The following is a 14,453-nucleotide window of genomic DNA, read 5'->3' as shown; positions in this document are numbered from 1 at the left end:
GTGTGTCCTTCTTGTCTTGTTCAGGCCTGTTTTTTCGGCGCCGGCACTTCGATGCCCGGGAAGATCTTGATCACCGCGCTGTCGTCTTCGCGCGCATAGCCCGCGGTCGATGCCTGCATGAACATCTGGTGCGCGGTGGACGACAGCGGCAGCGGAAACTTGGTCGCGCGCGCCACGTCGAGCACCAGGCCCAGGTCCTTCACGAAGATGTCGACGGCCGACAGCGGCGTGTAGTCGCCCGCGAGCACGTGCGCCATGCGGTTCTCGAACATCCAGCTGTTGCCGGCGCTGTGCGTGATGACTTCGTACAGCGCCGCAGGGTCCACGCCTTCGCGCAGGCCCAGCGCCATGGCCTCGGCAGCCGCGGCTATGTGCACGCCGGCCAGCAGCTGGTTGATGACTTTCACCTTGCTGCCCGCGCCCGCGCTGTCGCCCAGGCGGTAGACCTTGGCGGCCATCGCGTCGAGCACCGCGCCGGCCTTCTCGTAGGCGGCGGGCGTACCGGCGGTCATCATCGTCATCTGGCCACTCGCAGCTTTCGCTGCGCCGCCGGAGATGGGCGCGTCGAGGTACAGGATGCCCTGCGCGGCAAGGCGCGCTTCGAGCGCCACCGACCAATTCGGATCGACGGTGGAGCACATCACGAACAGGCTGCCGGGCTTCATCGATGCGGCGCAGCCGGGCGTGGTGCCGTCGCCGAACAGCACCGACTCGGTCTGCGCCGCGTTCACGACGACGCTGACCACGATGTCGCACTGCGCACCGAGCGCGGCCAGCGTGTCGCAGGCCGTGCCGCCATCGCGCGCGAAGGCTTCGGCGACCTCGCGGCGCACGTCGAACACGTGCGGCGCATGGCCCGCACGGCGCAGCGATTGCGCCATGCCGGCGCCCATGGCGCCGAGGCCCACGAGTCCGACGACGGGGGGGGTGGTGGTGGAAGTCATGCAGGGATTCTTTCTTTCGAGGTCAGCGATTGACGAGTTGCTTGGGCGTGAGCCACACGCCGATGGCGCCGAGCACCAGCGCACCGGCCAGCACGTACATGCCGATCTGCGTGCTGCCGGTCAGGTCTTTCAGGTAGCCGATGAGGTACGGGCTCACGAAGCCCGCGAGGTTGCCCACCGAGTTGATGGCCGCGATGCCGGCAGCAGCAGCCGTGCCCGTGAGGAAAGCGGTGGGCAGCGACCAGAAGAGCGGCGCGCAGGTCAGCACGCCGGCTGCTGCGAGCGAGAGGAACGCCAGCGACACGACCGTGTTCTGCGTATACGAAGCCGCGACCGTGAACCCGATCGCGCCCATCAGCGCGGGCACGATCAGGTGCCAGCGGCGCTCCTGGCGGCGGTCGGCGCTGCGGCCGAAGAGGTTCATCGCGACGATGGCGCAGACGAAGGGGATCGCGCTGAGCAGCCCGATGTTCAGGTTGCCCTGCACGCCCGTGGCCTTGACCAGCGTGGGCAGCCAGAAAGTGAGTGCGTATTGGCCCATGACGAAGGCGAAGTAGATGAACGCCATCCACCATATGCGCGCATCGCGGAACACGCCAGCCACCGAGTGCGGGCCCTTGGCGCCGTGGGCGGCGTCGCGCGCCACCTCGCGCTGCAGCAGCGCCTTTTCTTCAGCACTCAGCCAGCGCGCCTGGGCGATGCCGTTGTCGAGGTAGACCAGCACCATCACGCCCACGAGCACGGCGGGAACGGCTTCGATCAAGAACATCCACTGCCAGCCGCTCATCGACGAGACGCCGTGGAAGCTGTCCATGATCCAGCCCGACAGCGGGTTGCCGAAGATGCCCGCCACCGGAATGGCCGACATGAACACCGCGATGATCCGCGCGCGCCGGTGCGCCGGATACCAGTGCGTGAGGTACAGGATCACGCCCGGATAGAAGCCCGCCTCGGCCACGCCGAGCAGGAAGCGCAGGATGTAGAAGCTGGTCGGCGTCTTCACGAACATGAAGCAGGCCGAGAGCAGGCCCCAGGTGATCATGATCCGCGCGATCCAGATGCGCGCGCCCACGCGGTTGAGCAGCAGGTTGCTCGGCACCTCGAACAGGAAGTAGCCGAGGAAGAAGATGCCCGCGCCCAGGCCGAACACGGTTTCGCTGAAGCCCAGGTCCTGGCCCATCTGCAGCTTGGCGAAGCCCACGTTGACGCGGTCGAGGTACGCGACCACATAGCAAAGCATGAGAAAAGGCACGAGGCGCCAGAACACCTTGGCGTAAGTGCGCTTTTCGAGCGCGGCATCGGCTGCGGCGGACGACGGCATGGCGCCGGCCTGGAGGGTCGAGGAAGTCATGAGAAAGCTTTGTCTCGGTTGATTTGTCAGGTCATCATACAAATTTGAGATTTGTGAACTGACCCGGGTAAACCCGGAGATCGCGCCGTTCGCGGCGACTTTCTGGTGTCTTTCTGTGTCGGCTCGGCTGCCTACAGCTCGCTTTAGCTGCCTATTGGCCAGCCTTCGACCAAGGGCCGCGCGAGCTGCGCGCCTTCCTGCTGCCAGAACGCGGGATCGGCCTGCTCGATGCGGCGGATCGCGTTGTCCATGTGGCTCTTGGCCGCCTCGCGCGCCCGCAGCGGATCGCCGGCCTCGATGGCTTCGACGATGCGCGCATGCTCTTGCGCCACCTCGCGCGCGAAGTCGGCGCGGCGCGCCTCGTTGGCGCGCGTGACGCGGGTGGCGCCGTGAAGGAACTGCCGCAGGTACTGCAGCGTGCCGATGAGGAAGGGGTTGCGCGCAGCCTCGGCAATAGCGCGGTGGAAGCGCACGTCTTCGTCGGCTCCGTTGCCACCCGCTTCCGCGGCGGCGTGCAGCGCGTCGATGGCGTCGCGGATGCGCTGCACATCGTCTGGCGTGCGGCGCTCGGCGGCCAGCGCTGCCACTTCGGCTTCGAGCGCACGGCGCAGCTCGACCATCTGGATGACGGCTTCGCGCGAGGCCACGTGCGGCATCTCGAAGCGCAGCGGCTCGACGCCGGCGGCACGCACATACACGCCGCTGCCCTGGCGCGAGTCGAGCAGGCCCAGCGACTTGAGCCGCGACACCGCTTCACGCACCACGGTGCGGCTCACGCCGAACTGCTCGGCCAGCGCGGTCTCGGTCGGCAGGCGGTCGCCTTCGGAAAGGCGCCCGCTGCGCACCTCGGCGGCCAATGCATCGGCGACCTGGTCGGCCAGGCGGACGCTGGGGGCGAGGGATTGGAAGCGGGCAGTCATGGGCGCGAATGGGGTGGGGCCTGCGACTCTAACGCAGGCCCTGCGCGACCGCCGCGGCCTCAGTTCAGCGCGTGGCGAGCAGCCCGCGCGATGCTGGCCGCATCGACACCGAAGAACCCGCGCAGCGCCGCACGCGTGTCGCTGCGGCCGAAACCATCGGTGCCCAGCGTGATGTAGCGGCGGCCTTCCGGCAGGAAGGCACGCACGCTCTCAGGCACGGCGCGCACGTAGTCGGTGGCGGCAATGATGGGCGCCTTGCTGCCCTTGCCGAGCTGCTGCGCGATGAACGCGGTGCCGGCTTCTTCACCCGACAACGCGCGCTGCTCGCAAGCCAGCCCGTCGCGCGCAAGTTCGCTCCAGCTCGTGACGCTGAACACCTCGGCCTCGATACCTTCTTCGGCCAGCAGCTGCGCGGCCTTCACAACCTCTGTGAGGATCGCGCCGGAGCCCATCAGCGTGACCTTCTTCTTCGCCTTGCCCGATGCCGGCGCATACGTGCCGAAGCGATAGCACCCGCGCAGGATGTCGCCTTCCGCGCCCTCGGGCACATCGGGCTGCGCGTAGTTCTCGTTCATGAGCGTGACGTAATAGAACACGTCCTTCTGCTCGACCATCATCTCGCGGATGCCCGCATCGACGATCACCGCCATCTCGCCCGCGTAGGCCGGGTCGTAGGCCTTGCAGTTGGGAATGGTCGCGGCCACGAGGTGGCTGCTGCCGTCCTGGTGCTGCAGGCCTTCGCCGCCGAGCGTGGTGCGCCCGGACGTGGCGCCGAGCAGGAAGCCGCGCGCACGCTGGTCGGCCGCGGCCCAGATGGCGTCGCCCACGCGCTGGAAGCCAAACATCGAGTAGTAGATGTAGAAGGGCAGCATCGCCAGGCCATGCACGCTGTAGCTGGTGGCGGCCGCCGTCCAGCTCGCGATGGCGCCGGCTTCGCTGATGCCTTCTTCGAGGATCTGCCCGTCGGTGGCTTCGCGATAGCTCAGCACCGAGCCGATGTCTTCCGGCGCGTAGCGCTGGCCCACGCTCGAATAGATGCCCACCTGCTTGAACAGGTTGGCCATGCCGAAGGTGCGCGCCTCGTCGGCCACGATGGGCACGATGCGCGGGCCCAGGGCCTTGTCCTTCATGAGGTTGCCCAGCATGCGCACGAAGGCCATGGTGGTGCTCATTTCCTTGCCGGCGGCGGCCGTGGCGAACTGCGCGTAGCTCGCGATGTCGGGCTTGGCCACCACGTCGCAAACAGTGTCGCGGCGCGGCATGGCGCCGCCGAGCGATTCGCGGTGCTGGCGCAGGTAGCGCATCTCGGCGCTGTCTTCGGCGGGGCGATAGAAGTCCATCGCGGTGGCCTGCGCATCGGTCAGCGGCAGGTTGAAGCGGTCGCGGAATTCGATGAGGTCCACGTCGCCCATCTTCTTGTGCGAGTGCGTGGTCATCTTGCCCTGCGCGGCGCTGCCCATGCCGTAGCCCTTCTTGGTGTGGGCGAGGATCACGGTGGGCTGGCCCTTGTGCTTGGCCGCAGCCGCGTAAGCCGCATGGATCTTCACGAGGTCGTGGCCGCCGCGCTTGAGGCGGTCGATCTGCTCGTCGGTCATGCCCTCGGCCAGGCGCGCGAGCTCGGGGTTCTGGCCGAAGAAGTTGTCGCGGTTGAAGCGGCCGTCTTTTGCGGCGAAGGTCTGCATCTGGCCGTCGACGGTGTTGGCGAACACGCGGGCCAGCGCGCCGCTCGTGTCCTGCGCGAAGAGGCCGTCCCAGTCGCTGCCCCACACGAGCTTGATGACGTTCCAGCCCGCGCCGGCAAACAGCTTTTCGAGCTCGTCGATGATGCGGCCGTTGCCGCGCACCGGGCCATCGAGGCGCTGCAGGTTGCAGTTGACGACCCACACGAGGTTGTCGAGTTTTTCGCGCGCGGCGAGCGTCAGCGCACTCATCGACTCGGGCTCGTCCATCTCGCCGTCGCCGAACACGCCCCACACCTTGCGGCCTTCGCAGTTCAGCAGGTTACGGTGCGTGAGGTAGCGCATGAAGCGCGCGTGGTAGATCGAGCTGATGGGGCCGATGCCCATCGAGCCGGTGGGGAACTGCCAGAAGTCCGGCATCAGGTACGGATGCGGATAGCTGCACAGGCCGCGCGCGCCGCTGCCGTCGACGAAGGCGGGAGCGGTGAGCTCCTGGCGGTAGTGCTTCAGGTCTTCTTCGCTCAGGCGGCCTTCGAGGTAGGCCCGCGCATAGACACCTGGGGCGCTGTGCGGCTGGAAGAACACGAGGTCGCCGCGGTGCTGCTCGCTGCGCGCATGAAAGAAGTGGTTGAAGCCGGTCTCGAACAGGTCTGCCGCGCTGGCATAGCTGGCGATGTGGCCGCCGAGTTCGCCATACGCCTGGTTGGCCTTGGCCACCATCGCGAGTGCGTTCCAGCGCATGAGCGAGGCGAGCTTTTCCTCGATGGCAAGGTCGCCCGGGAACGGCGGCTGGTCTTCCGCGGCGATGGTGTTGACGTACGGCGTCGCGAGTTCGGGCTGCCAGCCGATGCGCTGCTGCCGCGCGAGGCGGGCCAGCTCGACCAGCATCTGCCTGGCGCGCTGCGGCCCCTGTGTTTGCGCCAGCGCCACGAAGGCGTCGCGCCATTCGGCGGTCTCGGCGGGATCGGGGTCGTGCGAAAGCTGCGGGTCGAGCAGCAAGGCGCGCATCTGGTCGGCGGAAATCGGGGCGTTCATACCGGCACTTTAGGCCGCCTTGCGGAAAATTAGCTACTGGCGCGGGCAATCCCACGCCAGCCTCGCAGCATAAAATTCCGCCATTTCTTGAATTCAAAGCATTTCATGCAACTCGACGCCATCGACCTGCGCATTCTGGATGAGTTGCAGCGCGACGGTGCGCTGTCGAACGTGGAGCTGGCGCGGCGCGTGCACCTGTCGCCGTCGCCCTGCCTGGCGCGCGTGAAGGTGCTCGAAGCGAACGGCGTGATCGACCGCTATGTGGCGCTCGTCAGCGCGAAGGCATTGGGCCTGGGGCTCAACGTGTTCATCTCGATCAGCCTCACGACGCAGAGCAAGCAGTCGCTCGCCGACTTCGAGCAACGCATCGCCGAGCACGACGAGGTGATGGAGTGCTACCTGATGACGGGCGACAGCGACTACCTGATCCGTATCGCGGTGGCGGACATGGCGGCGCTGGAAAAATTCATCCTGGAACAGCTCACGCCGATTCCGGGAATCGAGAAGATCCGCTCGAGCTTTGCGCTCAAGCAAGTGCGATACAAGACGGCGCTGCCGTTGCCGGCAGCGCCGCTGTAGGGACGCTCAAAGGTTGATCAGAGGCCGATCAGGCCGCCGTCGTCCTTCGTGATGACCACGGTCGCCGAGCGAGGACGGGCGGTGCCGCCCTGCGGCCAGTGGCTGAGGAACTTCGTCGGATCGCTGATGTTGGCCTTGGCCGTGTTCTCGCCCGGGTGCTGGATGTTCACGAACAGCGCACGGCCGTCGCCCGATTCGGCGATGCCGGTGATTTCGCAATCAACCGGGCCAACGAGGAAGCGGCGCAGGCCGTCGGTGCCCGGGGCCTTGCCGACGAAGGTGGCCTGCGTGGCGGTGGTGCCCCCATCGACGTTGGTGATGGTCTTCGCGGCACCATCGCCGACCTTGCCCGGCAGGGCGCCGAGCAGCATGCAGTTGGTCACGTCGGTGTACTTGCCGTCGTCGGTCTCGATCCACAGCAGGCCGGGCGCGGCCTGACTGAACCACATGCCGTCAGGGCTGGAGAAGTCGTTGTCAGCGCCAAGGGCGGACAGGTTCACGTCGGCCGACGCGGTCGAGCGCGCGCCGAACAGGTACACGTCCCACTTGAAGGTGGCGGCGGCGGGGTCGCCACCGGCATCCGCGAAACGGATGATGTGGCCGTTCGGGTTGCCCTTCTGATCGACGCCGTTCTTCGGGTCGTTGTACGAACGCGGGTTGGCCGCGTCGGTGCCAGTGACCGGACGTGCCGAGTTGTTGGTGAGGGTGAGGTACACCTCGCCGTTCTTCGGGTTGACGGCCGTCCATTCCGGGCGGTCCATCTTCGTGGCGCCAGCCGCATCGGCTGCGTGGCGTACGTTGATCACGACATCGGCCGCATCGGCGAATGCATAGCCGGCGTAGCTCGAGGTGATGTTGTTGACACCGAGCTTCAGTTCGAGCCAGTCGCCCGTGCCGTCGGCCTTGAATTTGGCGACGTAGAGCTTGCCGTCGTCCATGTACTTGTCGCCGGCCGCAATGCCGCCGCCGACGTCGGCCGCGTCCCAGTTCTTGGTGGACACGAACTTGTAGAGGTACTCGTTCTGCGAGTCGTCGCCCATGTACCAGACCAGCGGCTTGCCGACCACGACCGGGCCGAGGCAGGCGCCTTCATGGCCGAAGCGGCCGAGCGCGGTGCGCTTCTTCGGCGTGCTGCTGGGAGCGAACGGGTCGATCTCGACCACCCAGCCGTATGTGTTGGAGCCGTTGCGGTAGTCGTCGACGGCAGTCGCGCCGATGACCTCGGTATTCCAGCGGCCATACAGGTTGTCGGCAGTGTCGGGCGTGACGGTGGCCCAGAGCTCGCGGCCAGCGCTGGCCACGCCATAGCGGGTGAAGCTTGCGATTTCCTTCGCGGTGCGCTGGGGGTCGTCGTTGGCCTTGATGCGGCGGAAGTAGCCGGCCCAGTTTTCTTCGCAGGTCAGGTACGTGCCCCACGGCGTGGTGCCGTTGGCGCAGTTGTTGAGCGTGCCGCGGGTCTTGCTGCCGTCGGTCGAGTACTTGGTCTTCAGGTAGTCGGTCTTGGCGGCCGGGCCCGAGAAGGTCATCTCGGTCAGCGTGTGGACGCGACGATTGAAAGTCGAGTCCTGCTTGTAGCTCCAGGTGCTGCCGCTCTTGTTGACCTCGATCGCGCTCACGCCGTGCAGGTAGAACTCGCGCAGCACTTCGTCGGCGACGGTACGCACGGCGGCATTGCCGGTGCCGGTGATGGTCTGGCCGGCGGGGTGCAGGAACAGCGGCGTGATGGCCTCGTGGTTCATCACGAGCATGCCGCGCGAGGCGTTGGCGGCATCCCACTTGTTCGAGGCATTCATGCCGAAGAAGGTCATGCCGTCGTGGTGGTCGCCGGCGCGGCGGTCGTAGGTGGTGGCGTCGTCGGTGCCGTCGTTCTTGTAGGCAGCGACGCCCGAGGCGATCGGGTCGCCCAGGCGATACAGCACGCTGGCGGTGTAGCCGGCAGGCACGGTCACGACGTCGGCGAGGCTCTTTGCGACGGCATTGAAACCGAGCTTCATCGGAGCGGGGGAAGGAGCGGGAGCCGGCGCAGGGGGGGCGGGTGCGGGGGCCGGGGGCAGGACCGGGAAGCTGGTGCCACCGCCGCCACCGCCGCCGCATGCCTGGAGCAGCGCGGTACCGGCAGTGCCGACGCCCAGGCCGAACAGATGGCGGCGGCTCAGGCGCGAGGCGATCAGGTCGGTGAACGAGGGGTTCGACGTGGGGTTGGTGCCGATGTCGTCGAGGTCGACCGAGGGATCGTCGGTGCGGGTATTTGCGGTCATGCGCAATGTCTTTCTTCGTGGGTTGGGGGAGAAACCAGCCCGCGAAGTTAGGCACTTCGTATGACGACTCCGTGAATTGCTCAGGCTCCAGTCAGGTTGAATCAGGCTGTTTTCAGTACCTCTTCATCAACCCTTCAGGCCCGCGAGGCTCAGGGCGCGGGCAGTTGCCGCGGCCACAGCGCCCACAGGCGCAGCGGCTGGTTCATGCTCGCCGCAAGCCTGCCCGCATCCGCGCCGGTGCCCGCGAAGTAGTCGGCGCGCACGGCGCCGAGGATGGCGCTGCCGGTGTCCTGCGCCACCACCAGTTTCTGCAGTTGCGCCGCCGGCCCGTTGGACGCAAGCCACACCGGGGTGCCGTACGGGATGCTCTCGCGGTCGACCGCGATGGAGCGGCCGGCCGTGAGCGGCACGCCCTGGGCGCCGCGCGGGCCGAAGGCGGCGTCGACCTCGCTCATCGTCTCTTCGCGGAAGAACACGTAGCGCGGGTTGCTCCACATCAGCTGCGTCACGCGCTGCGGGTTCTGCGCTGCCCAGGCCTTGGTGTCGTCGGGCCACTTGCCGACCTTGCTCACGCCCTGGCTCATCAGCCATTGCTGCACGCTGCGGTAGGGCTGCTCGTTGGTGGCCGAGAAGGCCACGCGCACGGTGTGCTGGTAGCCGTTGGCCTCGGTGATGCGCAGGCGCCCGGAGCCCTGGATGTGCAGCATCAGCGCGTCGATGGGGTCGGCCATCCATGCGATCTCGCGGCCGCGCAGCGCAGCCTGGGCTTCGGGCAGGGTCTCGATCTCCTGGCGCGTGTACCAGGGACGGCGCGGCACCAGGCCGTCGGGGGCCTGGTAGATCGGCACGTTGAAGGTGGCGGTGGGCACGCGCGATGCTTCGTACACCGGCTCGTAGTAGCTGGTGAGCTTGCCTTCGGTCTGGCCGTTGAGCGCCTCGATGCGATAGGGCTGCAGCCGGTCGGTCATCCACTGGCGCTGCTCTTCGGGGGTGGCAATGGTCAGCTGGCGCACGTCGCGGCACAGCGGCGCGAAGGCGGCGTTGGGGCGCGAGCAATTCGCCAGCAGCGCGATCCAGGCCTCGTGCAGCGGGTCTTCGCCGAACCCGGGCAGCTCGCCCCACCCGACCGGCACCCAGCGGCTCTTGGGGTGCGCGAGCGAGCCGGTGAGCGGACCGAGGTCTCGCGGCTGGGTGGCGGGGGGGCGGGTGGGGGCCTCGGGCGCGCGCGGGCCGGTGGAACAGGCCGCGAGCGTTGCTACGATCACAAGCCCGACCAGCCACTGGAGTCCATTTCTCATGGGTTTGATTCTGCTTGAAGCCCTCGCCGCGGGACTCGTGTTCATCTTGATCATCTGGTGGACCATGTTTTCCGGCCGCAACAAGGGTGAATTGCATGACGACGACGAGCCTGAAGCAGGCCGCGACGCCACCGATCGAAACCCGCCGCCGGAAACGTGAATTGCTTGTGCAGTCCCGCGCCGCGCCGCCATGTCGGACAACTACCCCATCGCTATTACTTTAGTAGCAATCATCGTAGCATTCATGCGCTATGGCGAAACTTTTCTTATTTTCTGTGGGGCTTTGAGCCCGTACCATCGCGTACGCCCGGAAGCTAAGCTGTGGCCCGCCTGATTCAACCTAGAAAGGGATCGCCATGAAAAAGTTTGTACTCGCCACCACTGCCACAGCGCTCATCCTGTCCGGCTGCGCCGGCGGCATGACCGACACGCAGCGCAACACCGGCATCGGCGCCGGTATCGGCGCGCTCGGCGGCGCCGCCATCGGCTCGGCCACGGGCGGCAACCGCGGCGCCATCGGTACGGGTGCGGTGCTCGGCGCGGCAGCCGGCGCGCTCGGCGGCTACCTGTGGTCGCAGCGCATGGAAAATCAGAAGCGCCAGATGGAAGCTGCCACGCAGGGCACCGGCATCGCCGTGACGCAGACGCCGAACAACGAGCTGAAGCTGCAGATCCCGAGCGACGTGTCCTTCGACGTGGGCCGCGCCAACATCAAGTCGAATTTCGCGCCGGTGCTCGACCAGTTCGCGAACGGCCTGCGCAACAACCCGAACGCCGAGGTGCGCATCATCGGCCACACCGACAGCACCGGCTCCGACGCCATCAACAACCCGCTGTCGGTCGAGCGTGCCACCAGTACCCGCGACTACCTCGTGGCGCGCGGCGTGAACGCGGCGGCCTTCCGCATCGAGGGCCGCGGCTCGCACGAACCGATTGCCGACAACAACAGCGATGCCGGCCGTGCGCAGAACCGCCGAGTCGAAATCTACGTGGGCGAGCGCGCGCCGCAGGGCTGAGCGTTCACCACCCCGGGAAACCGGCCGCGCTGAAAGGCCGGTTCCCACCACTACCGTTCCATTGGTCCATAGAGAGGGAAATTCATGAGGAAGTTTGTTGTTGCTAGTGCGGCTGCGGCCGCTTTGCTTTTTATTGCGGGCTGCGCTTCGCAGTCGCCGCCGCCGGCAGCCGCCGCTCCGGCTGCTGCACCGGCTGCGCCAGCCAACAGCTGGACGGCCCGCCTGGCCGCACTGAAGACCGACCTGGAAGCCTCGACCAAGGGCACGGGCGCGGTGATCGAACAGACCGCCGACAACCAGCTGCACGTGGTGATTCCGAACGAGCTGTCGTTCGACACCGGCCGCGCCAACGTCAAGCGCAACCTGGCTCAGGTACTCGACAAGGTCGCCGACGGCCTGAAGAACGCCACCGCCGCCAGCGTGCGCGTGGTCGGCCACACCGACAACACGGGCAGCGAAGAAGGCAACGAACGCCTCTCGGTGAGCCGCGCTGACAGCGTGCGCAATCACCTGGTGGGCCGCGGCGTGTCGACCACGGCCATCACCACCGACGGCCGCGGCTCGCGCGAGCCTCTGGCCGACAACGGCACGGCAGCAGGCCGCGCCCAGAACCGCCGCGTCGAAATCTTCGTCGCGGAAAAGGTCTGATCTTCTAGAGATCCCGAAGTCGGTTGGCCAATTCGACGGCCGACTTCACTTCCATCTTGTCGAACACGCGCGCGCGGTGCACTTCCACCGTGCGCACGCTGATCGCGAGCTGGTCGGCGATGAGCTTGTTGGGCAGGCCCTCGATCACCAGCCGCATCACGTCGCGCTCGCGGTCGGTCAGCTCGCCGATGCGCTCGGCCAGCCCGCGCCGCACGCGCTGCACTTCCAGCGCCTGAAGCGACGCATTCAACGCATGCTCGATCCGGTCGACCAGCGCGTTGTCCGAGAACGGCTTCTCGCAGAAATCGAAAGCACCGCGCTTGACCGCGTCGACGGCCGTCGGCACGTCGGCGTGGCCCGTCAGGAAGATCACCGGCATCGAGGGCAGCAGGCCGCGCTCGGCCAGCCGGTCGAACAGCACCAGTCCGCTGGTGCCGGGCATGCGCACGTCGAGCAACAGGCACAGCGGCTGTTCGGGCAACGGGCCCTGGTCGAGAAACTGCTCGAAGGCCTCGGCGCTTGCGAAGTGCTCGCTGGCCAGGCGCCGCGAGCGCAGCAGCCAAGCCAGCGCCTCGCGCACGCTGGCGTCGTCGTCCACGATAAAGATCAAGCCATCGATCAGCGGTTGCATGCGGTGAGATCCAGCAGAAGATTGTTTGATTGATTGATTGAAACGCCGTCAGCCCGCGGCCGGCAGCGTGAATCTGAACACGGTGCCGCGCGGCTTGTTCGGCTCGAACACCAGCGCCCCGCCATGTTGCTCCACCACCGTGCGGCACAGGCTGAGGCCAAGCCCCATGCCATCGGCACGCGTGGTGAAAAAGGGCGTGAAGAGCCGCTCGGCAACTTCCTCGCTGATGCCGCTGCCCAGGTCGGCCACCGAGAACTCGAGCCAGCGCCGCCCGTCTTCCTGCACCGCGGCGCCCACCGCGTTGGCGCGCGCCACGCGCAGCCGCAGCACGCGGCTGCCGACATTGTCGGGGCCGTCCATGGCCTGCATCGCATTGCGCGCGAGGTTCAGCAGCACCTGCTCGACCAGCGTGCGGTCGCACATGGCCGCGGGCAGGCGGTCTTCCAGCACCACCTCGATGATCACGCCGAGCTTGCGCGCCTGCAGCCGCACCAGCGGCAGCACCGCGTCGATCAGCGCCTGCGGCGCCACGGCCTCGCGCGTGCGGTCACGCCGGCGCACGAAGTCGTGCACGCTGCGAATGACCTGGCCCGCGCGGTCGGCCTGCTCGGCAATGCGCCTCACCGCCATCGCGACCTCGCCCTGGTCGCCTTTGGCATGCGGCCCGAGCAGGTTGAGCGAACCACTCGCGTAGCTGGCGATGGCGGCCAGCGGCTGCGTGAGCTCGTGGCTCAGCAGCGAGGCCATCTCGCCCACCGTTGCAAGCCGCGCGCTCGCCTGCAGTCGCTCCTGGCTGGCACGCGAAAGCTCCTCGATGCGGCGCTGCTCGCTCACATCGATGAACGCGCTCATCCAGCCGGTCTGCACCTTGTGCGCGTTGATCAGCGGCGCCTCGAAGATCAGCACCGGAAAGCGCGTGCCGTCCTTGCGCATGAAGACCGACTCGAAGCCTTCGCGCGGCGGCATGCCGCCCGCAAGGCGCCGCGCCTGCCGCTGCTGGTACTCGTGCGCCAGCTCGGTGGGCCAGTAGGGCGCATCGGCGTTGTCGGCCATGAGCTCCTCGGGGCTGAAACCGACCATCTCGCAGAAGGCCGGGTTCACGTAGGTGATGCGGCCCTGCAAATCTCGCGCACGCAGGCCGGTGATGACCGAGTCTTCCATCGCCTTGCGGAAGGCGAGCGCATCGGCCAGGTCGCGCTCGGCGCGCAGGCGGCGGCGCGTGTCGCGCGCGAGCAGCACCAGCACCGACACCAGCGCGATGGAGATCGCCGTGACCAGCGCCGTGAGCATGTTCGGGAACAGGTCTGGTGCGGCGCGCCAGCCGTCGACACGCAGCATCAGCGCGGTGCCCGGCAGGTCGATGAGCTGCTGCGAGGTGAACACGCGCGTGCCGGTGCGCCGCGAGGTGCCGAGCGCTACCAGCCGCGTGCCGTCGGCCTCGGTGAAGGCCACTTCCTGGCCGCGCGTGAGCGTGGGGCCGACCAGTTCGATCAGCGCGTCGCGCAGCGAGTAGCTGGCCACGAGATAGCCCCCGGCATCGATGGGCACGCACAGCTCCATCACTTCGATGCCGCCGCCGCCGGCAATCGGCACGTAGTGGCTCGGCGAATAGGCCGGCGCGCCGAGCTTGCGCGCGGCGGCGCAGGCCAGCGTCACGTCGGACTGCTCGGCCCCGCGGCTCTCCTCGTCGAGGATGCGCATGCGATAGGGCGTGTTGACGGCCTGCTGCGGGCGCAGCGCGGCGTCGCGCCATTCGAGCCGCAGCCATTCGCGATGCTCACGCAGCAGCGCGGCCGCAACCTCGGACCATTGCGCGCGGTCGACGCCCGGAGCCTGCGTGGCGCGCAGGCTCTGCGCATTGCGCTGGAAGCCGCTGCGCAGGTCGGAGACGGCGTCGGCGGTGTCGCGGTCGAGCGCCGCCTGCACCTGCTCGACCTCGTGCCGCCCCGCGAGCCACACCACCGTGACCAGCAGCACCGACACCAGCACCGCCAGCAGCAGCCACAAGAACCAGCGCTGCCACAGCGAGCGCAGCCGCGCGTACGCCAGCAGCGCCCACCGCTGCGGTGCGACGGTCAGCAGCGCATCGGACAT

At 67.6% G+C, this 14,453-nt stretch carries 12 protein-coding genes; 4 read left to right on the top strand and 8 right to left on the bottom strand.

Translation table 11 applies throughout. The annotated features are described in order from the left end of the window. Positions 1-20: 20 nt before the first annotated feature. The 4 genes from ltnD to mdeB all read right to left on the bottom strand — a co-directional run bounded on the left by ltnD (position 21) and on the right by mdeB (position 5,929). Complete coding sequence (gene ltnD, locus BLV60_RS13775) at positions 21-944, bottom strand: L-threonate dehydrogenase (RefSeq protein WP_093055320.1); 924 nt, start codon at positions 942-944, stop codon at positions 21-23. A 22-nt stretch (positions 945-966) separates the two neighbouring features. Beyond that, on the bottom strand, positions 967-2,295 hold the full coding sequence (locus BLV60_RS13770) for an MFS transporter (protein WP_093055318.1): 1,329 nt from the start codon (positions 2,293-2,295) through the stop codon (positions 967-969). A gap of 143 nt (positions 2,296-2,438) precedes the next feature. After that, entirely contained in the window at positions 2,439-3,215 is a 777-nt protein-coding gene (locus tag BLV60_RS13765; protein WP_093055316.1) for a FadR/GntR family transcriptional regulator, read from the bottom strand. Between the two features lie 59 nt (positions 3,216-3,274). Further along, positions 3,275-5,929, bottom strand: coding sequence for an alpha-ketoglutarate dehydrogenase (mdeB, locus tag BLV60_RS13760; protein ID WP_093055314.1), 2,655 nt, complete (start codon positions 5,927-5,929; stop codon positions 3,275-3,277). A 105-nt stretch (positions 5,930-6,034) separates the two neighbouring features. Here mdeB and BLV60_RS13755 point away from each other — a divergent pair, with 105 nt between their 5' ends. Beyond that, entirely contained in the window at positions 6,035-6,508 is a 474-nt protein-coding gene (locus BLV60_RS13755; protein ID WP_093055312.1) for an Lrp/AsnC family transcriptional regulator, read from the top strand. A 17-nt stretch (positions 6,509-6,525) separates the two neighbouring features. On the opposite strand, the gene BLV60_RS13750 is transcribed toward BLV60_RS13755, so the two are convergent. Both BLV60_RS13750 and BLV60_RS13745 read right to left on the bottom strand, forming a co-directional pair. Then, positions 6,526-8,766 (bottom strand): PhoX family protein, encoded by a 2,241-nt coding sequence (locus BLV60_RS13750; RefSeq protein ID WP_093055310.1) that lies wholly within the window; start codon positions 8,764-8,766, stop codon positions 6,526-6,528. 149 nt (positions 8,767-8,915) lie between these two features. Next, complete coding sequence (locus BLV60_RS13745) at positions 8,916-10,064, bottom strand: murein transglycosylase A (RefSeq protein ID WP_093055308.1); 1,149 nt, start codon at positions 10,062-10,064, stop codon at positions 8,916-8,918. Here BLV60_RS13745 and BLV60_RS34390 point away from each other — a divergent pair. From BLV60_RS34390 to BLV60_RS13735, 3 genes are all read left to right on the top strand, one after another. After that, a complete protein-coding gene (locus tag BLV60_RS34390; protein WP_176928796.1) occupies positions 10,063-10,224 on the top strand; it encodes a hypothetical protein in 162 nt (53 codons plus the stop codon). The genes BLV60_RS13745 and BLV60_RS34390 overlap by 2 nt on opposite strands. A 196-nt stretch (positions 10,225-10,420) precedes the next feature. Then, positions 10,421-11,080, top strand: a complete 660-nt coding sequence (locus BLV60_RS13740) for a YiaD family glycine zipper/OmpA-like lipoprotein (RefSeq protein WP_093055306.1) — start codon at positions 10,421-10,423, stop codon at positions 11,078-11,080. A gap of 84 nt (positions 11,081-11,164) precedes the next feature. Further along, entirely contained in the window at positions 11,165-11,728 is a 564-nt protein-coding gene (locus tag BLV60_RS13735; RefSeq protein ID WP_093055304.1) for an OmpA family protein, read from the top strand. A 4-nt stretch (positions 11,729-11,732) separates the two neighbouring features. On the opposite strand, the gene BLV60_RS13730 is transcribed toward BLV60_RS13735, so the two are convergent. Continuing rightward, complete coding sequence (locus BLV60_RS13730) at positions 11,733-12,359, bottom strand: response regulator transcription factor (RefSeq protein WP_093055302.1); 627 nt, start codon at positions 12,357-12,359, stop codon at positions 11,733-11,735. A 48-nt stretch (positions 12,360-12,407) separates the two neighbouring features. Further along, positions 12,408-14,453, bottom strand: coding sequence for an ATP-binding protein (locus BLV60_RS13725; protein ID WP_093055300.1), 2,046 nt, complete (start codon positions 14,451-14,453; stop codon positions 12,408-12,410).

It is taken from the genome of Variovorax sp. YR634, assembly GCF_900106655.1.
Classification (GTDB): domain Bacteria; phylum Pseudomonadota; class Gammaproteobacteria; order Burkholderiales; family Burkholderiaceae_C; genus Variovorax.
The sequence above is the reverse complement of the archived record's forward strand: the minus strand, read 5'-3'. Positions and strand labels throughout refer to the sequence as shown.

What these genes read in the sequence shown, in the direction of transcription:
- ltnD (WP_093055320.1), bottom strand. Translation starts at nt 944, where the DNA reads ATGACTTCCACCACCACCCCCCCCGTCGTCGGACTCGTGGGCCTCGGC.
- BLV60_RS13770 (WP_093055318.1), bottom strand. Translation starts at nt 2,295, where the DNA reads ATGACTTCCTCGACCCTCCAGGCCGGCGCCATGCCGTCGTCCGCCGCA.
- BLV60_RS13765 (WP_093055316.1), bottom strand. Translation starts at nt 3,215, where the DNA reads ATGACTGCCCGCTTCCAATCCCTCGCCCCCAGCGTCCGCCTGGCCGAC.
- mdeB (WP_093055314.1), bottom strand. Translation starts at nt 5,929, where the DNA reads ATGAACGCCCCGATTTCCGCCGACCAGATGCGCGCCTTGCTGCTCGAC.
- BLV60_RS13755 (WP_093055312.1), top strand. Translation starts at nt 6,035, where the DNA reads ATGCAACTCGACGCCATCGACCTGCGCATTCTGGATGAGTTGCAGCGC.
- BLV60_RS13750 (WP_093055310.1), bottom strand. Translation starts at nt 8,766, where the DNA reads ATGACCGCAAATACCCGCACCGACGATCCCTCGGTCGACCTCGACGAC.
- BLV60_RS34390 (WP_176928796.1), top strand. Translation starts at nt 10,063, where the DNA reads ATGGGTTTGATTCTGCTTGAAGCCCTCGCCGCGGGACTCGTGTTCATC.
- BLV60_RS13745 (WP_093055308.1), bottom strand. Translation starts at nt 10,064, where the DNA reads ATGAGAAATGGACTCCAGTGGCTGGTCGGGCTTGTGATCGTAGCAACG.
- BLV60_RS13740 (WP_093055306.1), top strand. Translation starts at nt 10,421, where the DNA reads ATGAAAAAGTTTGTACTCGCCACCACTGCCACAGCGCTCATCCTGTCC.
- BLV60_RS13735 (WP_093055304.1), top strand. Translation starts at nt 11,165, where the DNA reads ATGAGGAAGTTTGTTGTTGCTAGTGCGGCTGCGGCCGCTTTGCTTTTT.
- BLV60_RS13730 (WP_093055302.1), bottom strand. Translation starts at nt 12,359, where the DNA reads ATGCAACCGCTGATCGATGGCTTGATCTTTATCGTGGACGACGACGCC.
- BLV60_RS13725 (WP_093055300.1), bottom strand. Translation starts at nt 14,453, where the DNA reads ATGTCCGATGCGCTGCTGACCGTCGCACCGCAGCGGTGGGCGCTGCTG.